At 68.9% G+C, this 17,872-nt stretch carries 16 protein-coding genes; 10 read left to right on the forward strand and 6 right to left on the reverse strand.

From position 1 onward, the window contains the following. Positions 1–15: 15 nt before the first annotated feature. Positions 16–1,737: a methyl-accepting chemotaxis protein gene (locus tag ABDJ85_RS11775; RefSeq protein WP_347704974.1), complete on the reverse strand. Its 1,722-nt coding sequence runs from the start codon at positions 1,735–1,737 to the stop codon at positions 16–18. A 233-nt stretch (positions 1,738–1,970) separates the two neighbouring features. Then, positions 1,971–2,999 (reverse strand): S1C family serine protease, encoded by a 1,029-nt coding sequence (locus tag ABDJ85_RS11780; protein WP_430765547.1) that lies wholly within the window; start codon positions 2,997–2,999, stop codon positions 1,971–1,973. Between the two features lie 226 nt (positions 3,000–3,225). On the opposite strand from ABDJ85_RS11780, the gene ABDJ85_RS11785 reads away from it, so the two are divergent. The 5 genes from ABDJ85_RS11785 to upp are packed head-to-tail and all read left to right on the forward strand — an operon-like array spanning position 3,226 to position 6,752. Next, positions 3,226–3,810 (forward strand): hypothetical protein, encoded by a 585-nt coding sequence (locus ABDJ85_RS11785; protein ID WP_347704976.1) that lies wholly within the window; start codon positions 3,226–3,228, stop codon positions 3,808–3,810. Positions 3,811–3,819: 9 nt separating this feature from the next. Further along, on the forward strand, positions 3,820–4,527 hold the full coding sequence (locus tag ABDJ85_RS11790) for an acetyltransferase domain-containing protein (protein WP_347704977.1): 708 nt from the start codon (positions 3,820–3,822) through the stop codon (positions 4,525–4,527). Between the two features lie 19 nt (positions 4,528–4,546). Then, on the forward strand, positions 4,547–5,350 hold the full coding sequence (locus tag ABDJ85_RS11795; protein WP_347704978.1) for a polysaccharide deacetylase family protein: 804 nt from the start codon (positions 4,547–4,549) through the stop codon (positions 5,348–5,350). A gap of 18 nt (positions 5,351–5,368) precedes the next feature. Next, a complete protein-coding gene (rlmB, locus tag ABDJ85_RS11800) occupies positions 5,369–6,109 on the forward strand; it encodes a 23S rRNA (guanosine(2251)-2'-O)-methyltransferase RlmB (protein WP_347704979.1) in 741 nt (246 codons plus the stop codon). Positions 6,110–6,122: 13 nt separating this feature from the next. Beyond that, positions 6,123–6,752 (forward strand): uracil phosphoribosyltransferase, encoded by a 630-nt coding sequence (gene upp, locus ABDJ85_RS11805; RefSeq protein ID WP_347704980.1) that lies wholly within the window; start codon positions 6,123–6,125, stop codon positions 6,750–6,752. A gap of 139 nt (positions 6,753–6,891) precedes the next feature. Here upp and ABDJ85_RS11810 read toward each other — a convergent pair whose 3' ends face one another. Further along, the gene (locus ABDJ85_RS11810; RefSeq protein WP_347704981.1) at positions 6,892–8,073 is read right to left on the reverse strand and encodes an aminotransferase class III-fold pyridoxal phosphate-dependent enzyme; all 1,182 of its coding nucleotides are present in this window, start codon (positions 8,071–8,073) and stop codon (positions 6,892–6,894) included. Positions 8,074–8,168: 95 nt separating this feature from the next. On the opposite strand from ABDJ85_RS11810, the gene ABDJ85_RS11815 reads away from it, so the two are divergent. Then, positions 8,169–9,191, forward strand: a complete 1,023-nt coding sequence (locus ABDJ85_RS11815; protein WP_347704982.1) for a GlxA family transcriptional regulator — start codon at positions 8,169–8,171, stop codon at positions 9,189–9,191. On the opposite strand, the gene ABDJ85_RS11820 is transcribed toward ABDJ85_RS11815, so the two are convergent. Genes ABDJ85_RS11820 through ABDJ85_RS11830 form a run of 3 tightly spaced genes read right to left on the reverse strand, consistent with a single transcriptional unit; the run spans position 9,133 to position 11,227 of the window. Beyond that, positions 9,133–9,693 carry a chromate transporter gene (locus tag ABDJ85_RS11820; protein ID WP_347704983.1) on the reverse strand — a complete coding sequence of 187 codons (561 nt, stop codon included), beginning with the start codon at positions 9,691–9,693 and terminating at the stop codon, positions 9,133–9,135. The two genes, ABDJ85_RS11815 and ABDJ85_RS11820, sit on opposite strands and share 59 nt — an antisense overlap. Beyond that, positions 9,672–10,223: a chromate transporter gene (locus tag ABDJ85_RS11825; protein ID WP_347704984.1), complete on the reverse strand. Its 552-nt coding sequence runs from the start codon at positions 10,221–10,223 to the stop codon at positions 9,672–9,674. Before ABDJ85_RS11825 ends, ABDJ85_RS11820 begins: the two co-directional genes overlap by 22 nt. After that, entirely contained in the window at positions 10,220–11,227 is a 1,008-nt protein-coding gene (locus ABDJ85_RS11830; protein WP_347704985.1) for a D-2-hydroxyacid dehydrogenase family protein, read from the reverse strand. The genes ABDJ85_RS11825 and ABDJ85_RS11830 overlap by 4 nt, the downstream gene beginning before the upstream one ends. 96 nt (positions 11,228–11,323) lie before the next feature. On the opposite strand from ABDJ85_RS11830, the gene ABDJ85_RS11835 reads away from it, so the two are divergent. The 4 genes from ABDJ85_RS11835 to ABDJ85_RS11850 all read left to right on the forward strand — a co-directional run bounded on the left by ABDJ85_RS11835 (position 11,324) and on the right by ABDJ85_RS11850 (position 17,780). Then, the gene (locus ABDJ85_RS11835; RefSeq protein ID WP_347704986.1) at positions 11,324–11,836 is read left to right on the forward strand and encodes a DUF1993 domain-containing protein; all 513 of its coding nucleotides are present in this window, start codon (positions 11,324–11,326) and stop codon (positions 11,834–11,836) included. Between the two features lie 369 nt (positions 11,837–12,205). Further along, positions 12,206–14,062 carry an O-linked N-acetylglucosamine transferase, SPINDLY family protein gene (locus tag ABDJ85_RS11840; RefSeq protein ID WP_347704987.1) on the forward strand — a complete coding sequence of 619 codons (1,857 nt, stop codon included), beginning with the start codon at positions 12,206–12,208 and terminating at the stop codon, positions 14,060–14,062. 148 nt (positions 14,063–14,210) lie between these two features. Continuing rightward, complete coding sequence (locus ABDJ85_RS11845; protein WP_347704988.1) at positions 14,211–16,562, forward strand: type I secretion system permease/ATPase; 2,352 nt, start codon at positions 14,211–14,213, stop codon at positions 16,560–16,562. A 15-nt stretch (positions 16,563–16,577) separates the two neighbouring features. After that, complete coding sequence (locus ABDJ85_RS11850) at positions 16,578–17,780, forward strand: HlyD family type I secretion periplasmic adaptor subunit (protein ID WP_347704989.1); 1,203 nt, start codon at positions 16,578–16,580, stop codon at positions 17,778–17,780. Positions 17,781–17,872 lie beyond the last annotated feature (92 nt).

Below are 17,872 nucleotides of genomic sequence, written 5' to 3' on the forward strand. Positions count from 1 at the left end.
TGGGAAGCGCGCGGCTCAGAGCCGCGCGTTGTCGTCGGCGCTGAGCTGGAAGCGGCGAGCCTCTTCGCGCAGCTGGTCAGACAGCTGCTTCATGGTGTCGGCGCTGGACAAGCTCTGGCCCACCATCAGCGTCGTCTGCTCGCTCACGGTCTTGAGGTCGAACATGGTGTTGGTGATGGCCTGCATATGGCCCACCTGCGCCTGGGTGCTGTGCGTGATGTCCGCCAGCGTCGAGCGCAGCTGGCTGGCTGAGGCCACCAGGGCCTGGATCGCCTCGCCGCTGGTGCGCACCTGCTCTGAGCCGCGCTGGCTGGACTCCACGCTGTCGTTGATCAGCTTGCGGATGTCCTTGGCCGCATTGGCCGTGCGCCCTGCCAGCACGCGGACCTCGCCCGCCACCACGGCAAAGCCCCGGCCGCTCTCGCCCGCGCGCGCGGCCTCCACGGCAGCGTTCAAGGCCAGCAGATTGGTCTGGAAGGCAATCTGGTCGATCAGGCCAATGATCTCGGCGATGCGCCGGGCCGCCACTTCCACTTCCTGCATGGTGGCCACGGCAGCACTCAGTTGCTCGCCGCCTTGCACGGCCACGGCTTCGTTGCGCACGGATTCGTCCGCCGCGCCCTTGACGCTTTCGTCCACCGCGCGCACCACCTCGCGCATGTCCTCCAGCGACTTGCCGGCGATGGACAGGGTCTCGGCGCTGCTGGACGCACCCACCTCCAGCAGGTCATTCGAGGACTGCAGCTCTTCACTGACCTCGGCCACCTTGTCGGCTGCTGCGGTGATGTGCTCCATCGAGTCCTTGAGCACCTTCTGCATCTCACCCACGCGGCGCGCCACGTAGGCGAACTCGTCATTGCCCCAGGCATGGCTGGAGCCCACCAGATTGCCCTCCGCCACCACGCGGATGCGCTGCGCAATCATCGAGATGCCGCCCCCGGTGACGAGCGCGAAGCTGTAGAACAAGTAGGTGCCGGCCAGCAGGGAGAGCACGATCAACAGCGCCATGCGCCAGGACTCGCTGCTGATGCGCGCGGTGCGCTCGTGGAGCAAACGCTCAAGAAGACCGGTCATTTGGGCCTGTGCCTGCCACAGGGCCTCGGCCTTGTCGGCTCTATCGGCATTGCTGCCGGCCAGGCTGGCCTGCATGCTGCGCACCAGGGCCAGGGTATCGGCGTCTGTCTTGACGGCGGCTTCCAGCCGCGCCAGGCCAGCGCTCAGGCGTTTGCGGGCATCGCTGATGCGCGCCACCGTGGCCTCGCCCGACTTGCCCGCCGCCAGCTCGGTGGTCAGGTCGGTCAGCTGCGGCAGCACCAGCAGGGCAGCGTCCATCGCGTAGTAGCTGGGCGCCTCGGGGTCGAGGATGAGGCCGCTGCGGTCGGCAATCTTTTCGTAGTTCGCCAGCAGTTCCTGCCGCCGTGCGGCGTCGCCGGCCTTGGCCTGCAACTCGCTGAGCTCCTTGCTCAGCTGGCGTACATCGGCCACGCCTTGCAGCTCCGCCAGCGCCACCTCGCGCGCATCGCGCTGTGAGCTGAAATACCCCTGCGCCAGGATGATGACCGGCAACAGGAAGCTCAGGCTGATGATCCAGGCCTTGGTGCGGAAGCGCTGTGCCCGAAGTAGCACCACTCCGGGCCTGAAGAGGCCACGGCCGCTCCAGAAGTAGCGCAAGCCAGAAAGTGGCGCTGAGCCGGCCTGACCGGCACTGGCCGGGCGCTGGGCGCTCGGAAACTGCATACGGACCCTTTCTCCCCGAGGATCCGGCCACCCGCTGGCGGATCACGGCGCATAGCCTGGCCACACCAGTGCACCGACGCGCAGGCTTCGGTGTGACAACGCTTCGAGAATAGTGGTAGAGCTGCCCGTGGAGGTGTGCAGTAATGGTCGATTTCCTCAGGGCTTGCAGCGCGTCGGTTGATTCGCTACGCAAGCTGACCGTGGGCTGACGCTCGAGCGCCCCCGGCGTGGGCTCAATCCGAGCTGCCCAGCGTGGCGTTGACGCGCCTGGTCTGCCCCGCGCGCCAGACGCTCAGCACCACCTTCTCGCCGATCTGGCGCTGCTCCAGCAGGCCGAGCATGTCATCCAGGTCGGCCACCGGCTGCTCGTTCACGGCTGTGATCACGTCGCCAGCCACGATGCGCCCGTCCCGCCCGCGCGTGTAGGGCTGCAGCCCCGCCTGCGCGGCCGGGCCACCGGCCACCACGCCCACCAGCAGCACGCCCTTGGGGGCGCCCAGGCTCTGCGTCAGCTGCGCGGCGCCCGCCGTCACCCCCAGGGCGGGGCGGATGAAGCGCCCGTCGCGGATCAGGCGCGGCACGATGCGGTTGACCTCGTCCACGGGAATAGCAAAGCCAATGCCGGCGCTGGCACCGCTGGGGCTGTAGATCGAGGTGTTCACGCCAATCAGCCGGCCGGCTGAGTCGAGCAGCGGGCCGCCCGAGTTGCCGGGGTTGATGGCCGCGTCGGTCTGGATCGCGCCCTTGATGGTGCGGCGGGTCACGGACTCGATTTCGCGGTTGAGCGCCGAGACGATGCCGGTAGTCAGGGTTTGGTCCAGGCCAAAGGGGTTGCCGATGGCATAGACCTTCTGGCCCACCTGCAGCTCGCGGCTGGTGCCGATGGCGATGGGGGCGAGCTTGTCCTTGGGCACGTCGATGCGCAGCACCGCGATGTCACGGTCCGGGAAGGCGCCCACCAGCTTGGCGGGGAGCACGCTCTGGTCCGACAGCGTCACGGTGGCCGCATTGGCACCCTGGATCACGTGGAAGTTGGTGACGATGTGGCCGTTCTCGTCCCAGATGAAGCCGGTGCCCGTGCCCTGGGGCTGCTCGGTCACGCGCAGCGAGAACAAGTCGCGCTGCAGCGCCAGGTTGGTGATGTGGACGACCGAGGGCGAGGTCTTCTTGAAGACGTTGATGTTGTTGTTCTCGTCGGCGTCCAGCGCGCCGCGCGGCGTGACGGCGCGGGGCTGGGCGGGCGTCTTGCTCTGGGCATCCATGTGCCAGCACCCAGCGGCAGCCAGGGCGACGAGGCCAGCGGTCAGCAGAACGGCGGGGCGGCGGAGCAGGGCGGCAGCGGGCATGGTTCAAATCCGGGCGAAGATGCGGCTTCCATTTTGGTCGGCTGTCAGCGCGGGGCGCGGGTGCCGCGTTGCGCGGGCTGGCCATTTGGAGGACAAGATCGTGACGCCAGCCGTTTTTTCCAGCCCCTTCCTTGCACTTGCTTTGACCTTCGCGCTCCCGGCCACGGCGCTGGCCCAGGGCGTCTGGAAGTGCGAGATTGACGGGCAGACCCGCTACACCGACCGGCCCTGCCCGGACCGTGGCGCCAGCCTCAGCCCCCAGCGCCTGCAGGCCAATGTGGCCGATGCGCCCAGGCCGCCCGCCAGCGGCGCGGCGCCCGTGGTCACCGCTGCCAAACCCACCGCTACCGAGCCGCCCGCCAATGTCTGCCCCAGCAGCACCGAGCTGCGCGACATGGAAACCCGCGCCAGCTCCACCAGCCTCAGCACCGAGGCCCGGCAGTTCATGGTGGACGAGATCCGCCGCGCGCGGCAGTGCGCCAAGGGCCAGGGCCGCTACACCGAGGCCGACTGGCGCATCAGCCGCGAGGCGCAGGCCGCGCAGTCCAGCAACTCGGGCGCCTACGAGGCCCGGCTGAGAGCCGAGGGCATGCACAGCGCCGCCGACCCCGAGGAGGGCACTCGCATCGCCCGCCAGCGTGAGCAAGAGACCGCTGCCCAGACCCAGGCCGCGCGGCGCGCCTGGCGCGAGCAGCAGCGCCAGCGCAACGCTCCCGGAAGCCCTTGACGCTGGCTCATGCAGGTACCCGCCCCTTCGCCCTCCCGGGCCGACCGGCTCGATGCCTTGCGCGGCGCGGCCATCGTGTGGATGGTGGGCTTCCACTTCTGCTTTGACCTCAACCACTTCGGCTGGCTGCAGCAGGACTTCTACCGCGACCCGTTCTGGACCACGCAGCGCACGGCCATCGTCAGCCTCTTCCTGTTCTGCGCCGGCAGTGGCCAGGCGCTGGCGGTGGCTGCCGGGCAGGGCGCCGGGCGCTTTTGGCGGCGCTGGGGACGGATAGCCGGCTGCGCGCTGCTCGTGTCGGCCGGCTCGTGGTGGATGTTCCCGCGTGGCTGGATCAGCTTTGGCATCCTGCACGGCATGGCCGTGATGCTGCTGCTGCTCCGCTTGGGGCTGGCGCGCTGGCCCACTTGGGCGCTGCTGGCACTGGCGGCCTTGGCCTTGGTAGCGCCACAGCTGGGCGGGCACCCCTTCTTTGACAGCCGCTGGACCAACTGGGTCGGCCTCGTCACCCACAAGCCCGTCACCGAGGACTACGCCCCCGTGCTGCCTTGGCTCGGGGTCATGTTGCTCGGCTTCGTGTTCACCCGCAGCCAGCCCGAGCGCTGGTCAGGCAGACTCCCGCCCGGCGCCTCCGGCTTGGCGCTGCTGGGCCGCTGGCCGCTGAGCATCTACATGCTGCATCAGCCGGTCTTGCTGGGCTTGCTGGCCGTGCTTTGAGATTCCAAAAGGGGTGGTGATGCGCAAGAAGTTCTCGTTGGTGGTGGCCGCGCTGGCCGTGTCGCTGCTGGCACCGGCCTGGGCTGGCGACTGGGCCTGGCCCAAGGGCGCGCAGGCGGCCGTCAGCCTGGGCTATGACGACGGCCTGGCCTCGCAGCTCGACACCGTGATCCCCGCGCTCAACCAGCGCCATCTCAAGGCCAGCTTCTACCTGCCCATCAACGCGCCCACCGTGCCGGCCCGCTTGCCCGAATGGCGCCGCGCTGCCAAGGCCGGGCATGAGCTGGGCAACCACAGCCTCTTTCACGCCTGCTCGGCCAGCCAGCCCGCGCGCGACTGGGTGCCTGCCCATCACGATCTGGACAAGATCCTGCCCGCCCAGGTGCAAGAGCAGGTGATCGCTGCAAACGTCTGGCTGCATTCGCTGGATGGCAAGACGCAGCGCACCTTCACGCCCCCCTGCCTGGAACTGAGCGCCAGCGGGCAGGACTTTGGCGCGGCGCTGCGCAAGCAGTTCGTGGCCTATCGCGGCGCGAGCGAGGACCTGATCGACGACCCTGCCAAGGTGGACCCCTATGCCGTGCCCACCATCGCGGTGGAGGGCTACAGCGCCGAGCGCCTGATCGCCCTGGTTGACGAAGCGGCGGCCAAGCACAGCATGGTGGTGCTGCTCTTCCACGGCGTGGGCGGCGAATACCTGAACGTCACCCGCGAGGCCCATGCGGCGCTGCTGGACCATCTGGCCAAGCACCGCCAGCGCTTCTGGACCGACAGCTTCGTCAACATCATGAGCTATGTGAAGGCGCGTCAAGGCAAGAACTGAGCGTCTACCATGGCGGCCATGTCCAAGCCCGCCAACGCCGTCCTCTACGGCTTCCACGCCGTCACCGTCCGGCTCAAGACCCACCCCGAGTCGGTCTCCGAAGTCCATATCGACCCCAGCCGCCGCGACGCGCGCATGCGCAGCTTCGTGGAGCGGGTGCGTGAGGCCGGTGTCCGCCTCATCGAGACGCCCGACGAGCGCCTGACCCAACTGGCCGGCGGCCCGCGACACCAGGGCGTGGTGGCCCGTGTGCAGGCGCTGGCGCCCAAGCATTCGCTCGACGATGTGCTCGACGAGGTCGAAGGCCCGCCCCTGGTCCTGGTGCTTGATGGCGTGACCGACCCCCACAACCTCGGCGCCTGCCTGCGCGTGGCCGATGGGGCCGGCGCGCACGCCGTGGTCGCCCCGCGTGACCGGGCCGTGGGCCTCAATGCCACCGTGGCCAAGGTGGCCAGCGGCGCCGCTGAGACCGTGCCCTATCTGATGGTGACCAACCTGGCCCGCACCCTGGGCGAGCTGAAAGAGCGCGACATCTGGGTCGTGGGCACCAGCGACAGTGCCGAGCGCTCGATCTACGACATCGACCTCAACCGCCCCGTGGCCTTGGTGCTGGGCGCCGAAGGCGAAGGCATGCGCCAGCTCACGGCCAAGACCTGCGACGAGCTGGTGCGCATCCCCATGGCCGGCGCGGTCGAGAGCCTGAACGTGTCGGTCGCCGCAGGCGTGTGCCTCTACGAGGCCCTGCGCCAGCGTCGTTGAAGAGGGCACGGCCATGCCGGTGATCGAAGTCAAACACCCGCTTGTCAAACACAAGATCGGCCTGCTGCGCGAGGCCGAGATCTCGACCAAGAAGTTCCGCGAGCTGACGGGCGAAGTCGCCCAGCTGCTCACCTACGAGGCGACGGCCGATTTCCCGGTCGAGGCCACCAGCATCGACGGTTGGTGCGGTCCCACGCCCATCGAGCAGATCGCCGGCAAGAAGGTCACCGTCGTGCCCATCCTGCGCGCGGGACTCGGGATGCTGGACGGGGTGTTGGAGATCCTGCCCAATGTCAAGGTCTCGGTGGTGGGCCTGGCGCGTGACCACGAAACACTCAAGCCCGTGCATTACTTCGAGCGCTTTGTGGGCCAGTTGGAGCAGCGCACCGCGCTGATCGTGGACCCGATGCTCGCCACCGCCGGCTCGATGATCGCCACCATCGACCTGCTCAAGGCGCGCGGCTGCAAGGACATCCGCGCCCTGGTGCTGGTGGCCGCGCCCGAGGGCGTCAAGGCCCTGCACGACGCCCACCCCGAGGTGCGCTGCTGGACAGCGGCCATCGACAGCCATCTCAACGAACTCGGCTACATCATCCCGGGCCTGGGCGACGCCGGCGACAAGATCTTCGGCACAAAAGAGTAGGCCCCTCGCCCGGTCGAGCCGCGCTGTACGCGGGCTCGCCCAGTCGGTCCCCCGAGGGGACGCCAATGCGAGTGGCATTGAGCCACTCGCATTGCCACAACGGGCCGGCTTGGGGCGGCCCGGCGCTCGGCCCGGGAATTCAAACGCGCGCGTCTGAAAGTGCCCGGCGCAACAGCATGAGCCCCTCGTCGATTTCGCCGGCGCTCACGTTCAGCGCCGGCATGAAGCGCAGCAGATGCGGCCGGGGCGCATTGAGCAGCAGACCCGTCGGCGCCAGTGCCTGGGCGGCCGCGACAACGGCGGGAGCGGTGGGCGAGGGCAGTTCCAGCGCGCGCAACAGCCCAAGGCCGCGCTCGCCGACGAGGCCGTAGTCCTGCACAACCGCCTGAAGGCCCACCGAGAGTTGTGCGGCGCGCGCGTTCACCTGGGCGAGAAAGTCCTCGCGGCAGACCTCGTTCACCACGGCCAGACCCACGGCGGCCATCAGCGCATTGCCGCAGAAGGTGCCGCCCTGGTCGCCAGGCTCGAAGCAGTTGAAGCGTTCCTGGCAGAGCAGGGCGGCCAGTGGTACCCCGCCGCCCAGGCCCTTGGCCAGGGTGACGATGTCGGGCCGGATGCCGTAGTGCTCAAACGCGAAGGCGTGGCCGCAGCGGCCGACGCCGGTCTGCACCTCGTCCACGATCAGCAGCAGCCCCAGCTCCTCGGTCAGCGCCCGCAGCGCGCGCACGAAATCGGGCTCGGCCACCACCACGCCCGCTTCGCCCTGCACCAGCTCCAGCATCACGGCCACGGTCTGCGGGCCGATGGCGCGCCGGACTGAATCCAAGTCGTTCAGCCTCGCCTTGGCAAAGCCGCCGGGCATGGGTGGGTAGAGCCGGTCCCAGCCAGGCTTGCCCGAGGCGCTCATCATCGCCAGCGTGCGGCCGTGGAAGGCGTCGGCAAAGCTGATCACCTCGTGTGCGCCGCCCCGGTGGCGGCTGCCCCAGCGCCGCGCCAGTTTGACGGCGCCCTCGTTGGCCTCGGCGCCCGAGCTGGCGAGGAAGACGCGCTCCAGCCCGCACAAGCTGGCCAGTTGCTGCGCCAGTTGCAGCATGGGCCGGTTGAAGTAGGCGGGGCTGGGCGTCAGCAGCTGCTGTGATTGCCGCAGCAGGGCGTCGGTGATGACGGCCGGGCTGTGCCCCAGCGCGTTGACGGCCCAGCCTTGCATCAGGTCCAGATAGCGCTTGCCGCCCTCGTCGGTCAGCCAACTGCCGTGGCCCGAGGCAAAGACGATGTCGGGCCGCTGAGTGATGGTGATGAGGTGCTGGTCGATGGCAGGCATGACGCGCAGTGTGGGGCGCGGAAGAAGTGGCCGCCATGACGCAGTTCCCACCTTTTCTGCCACGCAGATTGGGTGGCTCTGCGATAGTTCGGGGCATGGCCTGCCACATCGCCTTTGTGCTTTTTCCCGGGTTCCAGCAGCTGGATTTGGCCGGGCCTATGGCCGTGTTCGAGCTGGCCCAGCGAGCCAGCCCAGGCAGCTACGACTGGCGCCTGGTGGCCAGCGCGCCGCCGGCGGTGCGCAGCTCAGCCGGCGTGCCCTGGCCGGTGGCGGGCTTGCCGCGCCGCCTCGATGCCATCGACCTGGTGATGGTGATCGGCGGCGATGGCGTGGACGCCGCCTGCCGCGACGCGCGCCTGGTGGCATGGCTGCAGCGTGCGGCCCAGGCTGGCGTGCGCGTGGCCAGCATTTGCAGCGGCAGCTTGCTGCTGGCGGCAGCCGGCTTGCTGGACGAGCGCACTGCCACCACGCATTGGTCTCGCAGCCGCCAATTCGCCAACGAGCACCCAGCCGTGCGCTTGCAGCCTGATCGCATCTATGTGCGCGAGCCGGCCGTGCGACGGCGTGGCCTGCCCGAGGTCTGGACCAGCGCCGGCATGACGGCCGGCATCGACCTCTGCCTGGCGCTGCTGGCGCACGACCATGGCGAGGACATGGCCCTGAAGGCGGCGCGTGAGCTGGTGGTGGAGCGGCGGCGGCCCGGAGGGCAATCGCAGTTCTCGCCCTTGCTGGAGATGCAGCGCCCCGACGGCCGCTTCAGCGCACTGCTCGACACCCTGCGCCGTGACCTGCGCCAGGACTGCCGCGTCGAGGCCCTGGCTGCCCTGGCCTGCATGAGCCCGCGCCACTTTGCGCGCTGCTTCCTGGAGGAAACCGGGGCCACCCCCGCCCAGGCCGTGGAGCGCCTGCGCGTGCAGGCCGCACAGGCCTTGCTGGAAGGCGGCAACCCCTCGGTGCTGCGCGTGGCGTTGGACTGCGGCTTTGGCAACACCGAGCGCATGCGGCGCTCCTTCATGCGCCTGCTGGGGCGGCCGCCTGCGGCTTTCAGGTCCCGCAGTCCTACACCACCCTCAGGGCCCCCAGCACGCCGCCCCCGAGCACCAGCCAAACCAGGTTGATGCGCGTGCGCAGCGTCAGCACGATGGTCAGCACCATCAGCGCCCCGCTGCTCCAGCGGTGCTCGGGCGCCCGCAGGAAAGGCGCGGCCAGCAGCCAGCCAGACGACAGGATCAGCCCCAGGGTCAGCGGCGTCATGCCCGCATTGAAAGCACGCACGCCGCGCCACTCACGGTTGGCGCGGGCCCAGCGGGTGGCAGCGAGGGTCAGCGTGGCGGAGGGCAGCAGCATGCCTGCCAAGGACGCCGCCGCGCCGGCCAACCCCGCCACCTGGTAGCCCAGCACCACCACGAAGAGCAGGTTGGGCCCTGGGGCCGCCTGGGCCAGCGCGATGGCGCTGGTGAAGTCCGCCTCAGCGAGCCAACCGCGCTGTGTGACCAGGTAGCGGTGCATCTCGGGCACCGTCGTGATGGCGCCGCCAATGGCCAGCAGCGACAGCGCCATGAAGTGCAGTAGCAGGTCAAGCCAGACGCTGTCCATGTTCAGGGCGGCAGCCGCTGCCACGCCAGAGCAATGCCGATGGGCCCGAGTACGCCAATCACTGCCACCAGCGGCAAGTGCAGCAGCACCACGGCGCCGAAGCCCAGCACTGCCAGCGCCAGCGCGAGCGGCCGGCCCAGTGGATGGGTGCGGAGCGTGGGCAGCAGCTTGAGCCCGGTGGCCAGGATGAGGCCGGCCGACACCATGCCCATGCCGCGCAGCGCATCCTGCACCCAGGTCTCGGCCGTCAAATGGGCCAGCAGGGCGGCAGCCATCAGCACCAGGGCCGACGGCAGCACCAGCATGCCAGCCAGCGCCGCCAGCGCGCCGCGCAGCCCAAAGTAGCGGTCGCCGATCATCATCGACAGGTTGACGACATTGGGCCCAGGCAGGGCTTGGGCCGTGGCCAGCAACTCGACGAACTCGTCCTTGCTCAGCCAGCCAAGGCGTTCCACCAGCTCCCGCTGGGCCACCGCGAGCACCCCGCCAAAACCCTGCAGTGCCAGGCGCGAGAACGCCACGAACAGCGCCGACACCGAGGTCGGCTGGTTCACCGGATCACCTTGAGCGCTTCCGGATTGACGATGTTGGTCGGGTGGTTGCGGATGAAGTTGAGGACGTTCTCGAACGCCGCGTCAAAAATCATCTCGTAGTTGTCTTGCTCGACGTAGCCGATGTGCGGCGTGCACACGGCGTTTTCCAGGCGCAGCAGCGGGTGGCCTTGCAGGATGGGCTCGCTGTCAAACACGTCCACCGCCGCCATGCCGGGGCGGCCACGGTTCAGGGCCTGCACCAGCGCGCCCTCGACGACCAGCTCGGCCCGCGAGGTGTTGACGAAGAGGGCTGTCGGCTTCATGCGTGCCAGGTCGTCGGGCGTGACGATGCAGCGCGTGGCATCCGCCAGGCGCAGGTGCAGGGTCAGTACGTCGCTGGTCTCGAAGAAAGCCTCGCGGCTCTCGGCAGCTTGGTAGCCGTCGGCCGCCGCCTTGAGGCGCGAGGCCTCGCTGCCCCAGACCTGCACCTTCATGCCAAAGGCGCGGCCAAAGCCCGCCACCTTCTGGCCGATGCGCCCGTAGCCCCAGATACCCAGGGTCTTGCCGCGCAGCAGCATGCCGAGCCCGAAATTCACCGGCATGGAGGCTGACTTCAGGCCCGCCTGCTGCCAGGCGCCGTGCTTGAGGTTGCCGATGTACTGCGGCAGCCGGCGCATCGAGGCCATGATCAGCGCCCAGGTCAGCTCCGCCGGGGCATTGGGGTCGCCCACACCTTCGGCCACGGCAATGCCCAGGCGTGTGCAGGCGTCGATGTCGATGTGGGGGCCGACCCGGCCGGTCTGTGAGATCAGCTTGAGTTTGGGCAGCTTCTCCAGCAGCGAGCGCGGGAAGGCGGTGCGTTCGCGGATCAGCACCAGCACCTCGGCGTCCCGCAGCCGCACGGACAGCTGGCCGATGCCCTTGACCGTGTTGGTGAACACCTTGGCATTGAGCGGCTCCAGCTTGGCCGCGCACTGCAGCTTGCGTACGGCGTCCTGGTAGTCGTCAAGGATGATGATGTTCATAGCAGACCCCATTTTGCCGTGGGGGTGGTGCGGGCTTTGCCATGCTGCCTACCATCGCTTTCCCGCAAACACCCCCAACCACCCCACAGGACCCCCATGACCCAGATCTCGATGCACGCCGCAAGCGCCCCCGTTTTTGCCCGCATGCTGAACAACATGCTCACCTGGCTGGAGCAGGCGCGCACCCATGCCGAGACCAAGAAGTTCGACCCGGCCGTCTACCTGACCCTGCGCCTGGCGCCCGACATGCTGCCCTTCCCGCGCCAGATCCAGATCGCCAGCGATGCCGCCAAGGCCTGCATGGCCCGTCTGGCCGGCCAGGAGGCGCCCCGCTTTGAGGACAACGAGGCCAGCCTGGACGAGCTGATCGAGCGCATCAAGAAGACCCGCGACTACGTGCTTTCCATCCCGGCCGAAGCCCTGGCCGGCAGCGAAGACCGGGTCATCACCGTGCCGCGCCGCTCGGGCGAGCCGCTCAAGTTCGACGGCCTGACCTACCTGCGCCACTACGCCACGCCCAACTTCTACTTCCACGCCACCACCACCTACGCGCTGCTGCGCCACGCGGGCGTGCCGCTGGGCAAGACGGACTACCTCGGCGCCGCCTGAGCTGGTACGTAACGGGAGGTATTTCGGGCCGAGCGCCGGGCCGCCCCAAGCCGGCCCGTCAGCGGCTGCTTGCGGCTCCACGCCGCGAGCAGCCGCATCCCCTCGGGGGCTGAGGCCGGACACGGGGCGTCCGATGGACGCCATGTGCCTGCCGAAGGGCTGCGGCGCAAGCCGCAGCGCGGTCTGCAAGACCGGCCAGACTCGCCCGCGTTCAGCGTGGCGGGGTTGGACGAGGGGCAGGTGCATGCTGTGCGAAATACTGGGCAATCCGTGGCCTGATCGGGGCCTCTTTAGCGGGAGGGGCGACCTAACATCAGCCAAAGCCCCAATTCCAGGCGCGGCTTCGGCCGCGCTTGTCCGCCCATGGATATGTCCACTCCCGCCCCCGCGTCCCCTGATGGCCTGGCCATTGTTGAGCAGTGGCTGAACGAAGCGCGCACAGGCGCCATGGGCCTGCCCCAGCTGATGGAGACCGCCGGCAAGCTGCAGGCGGCCAGCCAGATCGACGCGGCCATCCTGCTCTACCAGACCTGGGTGGCGGCCTCGGATTCACCGCTGCGCCAGGTGGCCTGCTTCAACTGGGGCACCTTGCTGGGCGAGAAGCACCGCCACGCCGAGGCGGTGGAGGTCTATGAGACCGCGCTCAAACTGGCTCCCAATTTCGCCCAGGCGCGGCTCAACCTCGGGCATCAGTTGGAGCACCTGGGTCGCCACGAAGAAGCCCTGGACGCCTGGCGCCAGGTCTATGAGATCGAAGAGCCCCAGGGCCTGGGCACTGACCCGCTTGATTTGCGCCTGCACGGCATCAACAACGCCGCACGCCTGCTCGAAGACCAAAAGCGCTACGACGAATCCGAGGCGCTGATGGTGCGCTCGCTGGAGATGAAGGCCGACCAGCCCGACGTCATCCAGCATTACGTCCACATCCGCCAGAAGCAGTGTGAGTGGCCGGTGTTCAAGACCGTGGGCGAGGTGACCCACAACCAGTTGCTCACCAACACCTCGCTGCTGGGCATGCTGGACGAGAGCGACGACCCGGTGATGCAGTTGCTGATTGCCCGCCGCTTCGTGGCCGACCGCGTCGTCAAGTACCACGGCAAGCCGCTGCACCGCCTGGCAGCCAAGCGCCGCGAAGGCAAGATCAAGCTTGGCTACCTGTCGGGCGATTTGCACATGCACGCCGTCGGCCTGCTGACGGCCGAGCTCTATGGCCTGCACGACCGCAGCCGCTTCGAGGTGCACGCTTTTTCCTGGAGCCGTGAGGACGGCACCGAGCTGCGCGCCCGCATCAAGGCCGGTTTCGACACCTACCACCCGGTGCACGCATTGAGCGACATGGCCGTGGCCCAGCTGATTGCCGACGAAGGCATCGACGTGCTCGTCGACCTGCAAGGCCTCACCAATGGTGCCCGCCCCAACATCCTGGCCTACCGGGGTGCCCCCATCCAGGCCGGCTACCTGGGCCTGCCCGCCACCTCGGCCCTGCCGGGCGTGGACTGGATCATTGCCGACCGCTTCGTGATGCCGCCCGAGGTGCTGCCGAACTACAGCGAGAAGCCCATCTACCTGCCGCACTGCTACCAGGTCAGCGACCGGCAGCGCACAGCCTCGCCCGCGCCCACGCGCGCTCAAGCCGGGTTGCCGGAGTCGGGCTTTGTCTTCTGCGCCTTCAACAACAACCACAAGATGAGCGAAGAGGTCTTCCGCTCATGGATGCGCATCCTGCGCGCGGTGGACGGCAGCGTGCTCTGGCTGCTGGCCGACAACGTCTTTGCCCAGCAAAACCTCATCCAGACCGCCGCCGAAGAAGGCGTGGCTACCGAGCGCCTGATCTTCGCGCCGCGCGCCCAGCCGCAGGACTACCTGGCCCGCTTCCAGCTGGCCGACCTCTTCCTCGACACCTTCCCCTACAACGCCGGCACCACCGCGAGCGACTGCCTCTGGATGGGCACCCCCATCCTGACCCGCTCGGGCCGCACCTACATCTCCCGCATGGCCGGCAGCCTGCTCAGCGCCGTGGGCCTGCCCGACCTGATCACCACCACGCTGGCCGAGTACGAGGCCCGCGCCATCCAGATCGGCAACCAGCCCGCGCGCGCCGCGTCCTACAAGCGCTACCTGGCCGAGCATGGCCGCAGCAGCGCGCTCTTCGACATCCCCGGCATCGTGCGTGACATGGAAGCCGAGTTCGAGCGCCTGGCCCTCCTTGAAAGGGCCAAGCAGTGAAGAGGCCTGAGGTTGTTCGCCGGGTTTGGGCCGAGCGCTGGGCCGCTCCCGAGCCGGCCCATCGTGGGCATGGCACGGCGGCTTGGCCGGCGTCCATGGCCGTCCCCTCGGGGGACCGATGGCGGTACTCCGCCAGCGAGGGGCGCCCGTGACTGCGTCCAAACACGACCCCTTCTTTGACCAGGCCGGTGACGCGCCCGGCTTGCGCCTGGCCGCCAACAACGCCCAGCCGCCCGAGCGCGACCTGGGCGCCGAGGCCCTGAGCGAGCTGGCCAGCCTGCCGGTGGGTGACCCGCTGCTGCAGGCCCTGTCCTGGATCACCCGCCACCACGGCCGCGCGCGCTCGGTCGAGTCCCTGCGCGCCGGGGCGCCCGTCGAGGGCCAGCTCACGCCCGACGGCGCCATCCGCATGATGCGCGAGGCGGGCTACAACGCTGGCCTGCTGCGCAAAGAGATTCGAGAGATCCACCCGCTGCTGCTGCCCGCCGTGTTGCTGCTCAAGGGCGGCGACGCCTGCGTGCTGGTGCGCGCGCTGGACGAAGGGCGCTTCGAGGTGGTCTTCCCCGGCCCCGAGGCTGCCGCCGTGCCGGCCAGCGCCGACGAGCTGGCCAGCGAATACACCGGTTTCATCCTGGCCGCCTCGCCCGTCGAGATCTCGGCCGGCTCGCGGCCTGAGGCCCGGCTGATTGACCTGCGCGGCTCGGGCCTCGACGGCCACTGGCTCTGGGGCACGCTCAAGCGCTTCCTGCCCTACTACCGCGCGTCCATGCTGGCGGCCCTGCTGTCCAACGTGCTGATGCTGGTCTCCGGCCTGGTCATGTCGGTCGTGTACGACAAGGTCATCCCGCACCAGGCCTTTGTCACGCTCTGGACCCTTGCCGTCGGCGCGGGCATCGCGCTGATGTTCGACCTCTTCTCGCGCCAGTTGCGCAGCCATTTGATCGACCTGGCCGGCCGCAAGACCGACCTCATCGTCGGCGCCAAGCTCTACCGCCAGACCCTCGGCGTGCGCATGGAGCACAAGCCGGCCTCGGCGGGCTCCTACGCGCATGCGATGGCGCAGGTCGAGATGGTGCGGGAGTTCTTCACCTCGGCCACGCTGTCCGCGCTGTCCGACATCCCCTTCCTCTTCCTCTTCATCGGGATGACCTTCGTCATCGGCGGGCCGCTGGGCTGGGTGCTGGTGATCGCGGTGCCCGTCATCCTCGGGCTGTCCTGGGTCATCCAGGGTGCGCTGCGCAAGGCGATGAGCACCAACCTCGCCGAGACTGCCGACCTGCACGGCACGCTCGTCGAGTCCCTCGAAGGTCTGGAGGACGTCAAGGCCTGCGGCGCCGAGGGGCGCTTCCTGCGCCGCTACGAGCAGTCCACCGCCGTGGTGGCCGACACCGCGCTCACCTCGCGCTCGCTCTCCAGCTGGAGCATGAACATCTCGGCCACCGCCCAGCAGGCCATCAACCTGATCATGATGGTCTGGGGCGTCTACCTGATCCACGACGGCCTCATCACCGCCGGTGCGTTGATGGGCTCCATCATGTTTGCCAGCCGCACCATCGCGCCGCTCGGCAGCCTGACCAGCCTGGCCACCCGCTACCAGGGCGCACGCGCCGCCATGGTCTCGCTCGACCGCATGATGAATGCCCCCGTCGAGCGCGAGAGCCAGCGCAACTACGTGCCCCTCACCACCATCACCGGCAAGGTGGGCCTGCACGACGTCGGCTTCAGCTACCCGCCCCAAGCGCCTGCCCCCGGCAAGGCGCCCGAGGGTGCAGCGCCCAAGGTGCTGCGCAACGTGACCCTGCGCCTGGAAGCCGGCGAGCGCGTGGCCATCCTCGGCCGCATCGGCAGCGGCAAGTCCACCATCCTGCGGCTGCTGGGTGGCCTCTACCAGCCCACCGAGGGCATGGTCGAGGTCGATGGCATCGACCTGCGCCAGGTGGACCCGGCCGAGTACCGTGCCCGCGTCGGCTTCGTGTCGCAAGAGCCCCGGCTCTTCCTCGGCACCCTGCGCGACAACGTGCTGATGAACCGCGCCCACCTTGACGCCGGCCGCCTGGTCGAAGTCGCCAAGCTCACCGGCCTCGACAAGGTTGTGGCCGCCCACCCCATGGGCTGGGACCTGCCCGTGGGCGAAATGGGCCAGTTGCTCTCCGGTGGCCAGCGCCAGCTCGTCGCCCTGGCACGCGCCTTGGTCACCAAGCCTCAGATCCTGCTGATGGACGAACCCACCAGCTCGATGGACGCGCAGTCCGAACTCGCCTTCCTGCGCCAGCTGCGTGATGCCGCCGGCAACTGCACGCTGGTCGTCGTCACCCACCGCCCGGCAGCGCTGGAGCTGGTGCAGCGCATCGTCGTGGTCGATGCCGGCCGCGTCGTGATGGACGGCCCGCGCGACCAAGTACTGGCCGCGCTCTCCGGCGTGCGCCCCGCTGCGCCCAGCGACCCGGCCGTCCACATGCACCCCGCCGCCCAGCCCGTGCAGCGCTCCGCCTCTGTCTGATCCCGCCGGTCACCCATGACCTCTCTCACCAAGCACGACGTCCCCTTCGTCAGCGCCATCCATGCCGCGCACATGGACGAGCCGCTGCCGCGCGCCACCTGGGCGCTCTACCTGCTGTGTGTGATCGTCATCGTCGCCATCACCTGGTCCAGCTTCGCCCATGTGGACGAGGTCACCCGCAGTGAAGGCCGCGTCGTCCCCGACGGCCGCGAGCAAATCATCGCCAGCCTCGACTCCGGCATCCTGCGCGAACTGCTCGTGCGTGAAGGCCAGGAAGTGCAGGCCGGCCAGGACGTCGCCCTGCTCGACCCCACCCGTGTCGAAGCCCAGCAGAACGAAGGCCAGGTGCGCCGCCTCGCCCTGCTGGCGGCCGTGGCCCGCCTCACCGCCGAGGCCAATGGCCGCACCACGCTCAACTTCCCGCCCGAGGTCGAGCCCAAGTCCCGCTACGCGCTGGCCGAGATCGAGTCCTTTGAAGCGCGCCGCCGCCTGCTCGACGAATCCGTCGCCTCGCTCAACCGCAGCGTTGCCATGCTCGGCAAGGAGCTGCAGCTGTCACAGAACATGGCCGCCAAGGGCCTGATGAGCGACGTTGAGGTCATGCGCCTCTCGCGCCAGGTCAATGAGATGCAGCAGCAAAAGACCGAGCGCATCAGCCGCTTCCGCCAGGAAGCCGCCACCGACCTCGTCCGTGTCCAGTCCGACCTCGCCCAACTCGACGAGCAGCAGGTCGTCCGCCAGGACGCGCTGGTACGCACCACGCTCAAGTCGCCCGTGCGCGGCGTCGTCAAGTCCATCAAGGTCGGCACCGTGGGCGGCGTCGTCGCCAGCGGCGCCCCCATCCTAGAAATCGCCCCCCTGGGCCCCCGCGTCCTCGTCGAGGCGCGCGTCCGCCCCAAGGACATCGGTTTTGTGCGCGTCGGCCAAACGGCTGAGGTCAAGCTCACTGGCTACGACTTCAGCGTCTACGGCGGCCTCGAAGGCAAGGTCACGTATCTGAGCCCCGACGCCATCAACGAAGGCGACAAAGCCCCCGACGGCGGCTACTACCGCGCCATCGTCACGGCCGAGCGCAACAACCTCAAATACAAGGGCGAGGCCCTCCCCGTCATCCCCGGCATGACCGCCTCCGTCGAGATCAAGACGGGCGAGCGCTCGGTGCTGAGCTACTTGCTGCGACCGATGCTGAAGTCGCAGGAGGCGTTGAGGGAGAGGTGAGGGGAGAGCGGACCGGCTACTTGACCCGCCGCAGCGCGCTGCCTGGCTTCATCCGCAGGCCCTGCGAGACCGTCTTGAGCACAACGACGGAT

The organism is Roseateles paludis (genome assembly GCF_039872745.1).
Lineage (GTDB): Bacteria > Pseudomonadota > Gammaproteobacteria > Burkholderiales > Burkholderiaceae_C > Pelomonas > Pelomonas paludis.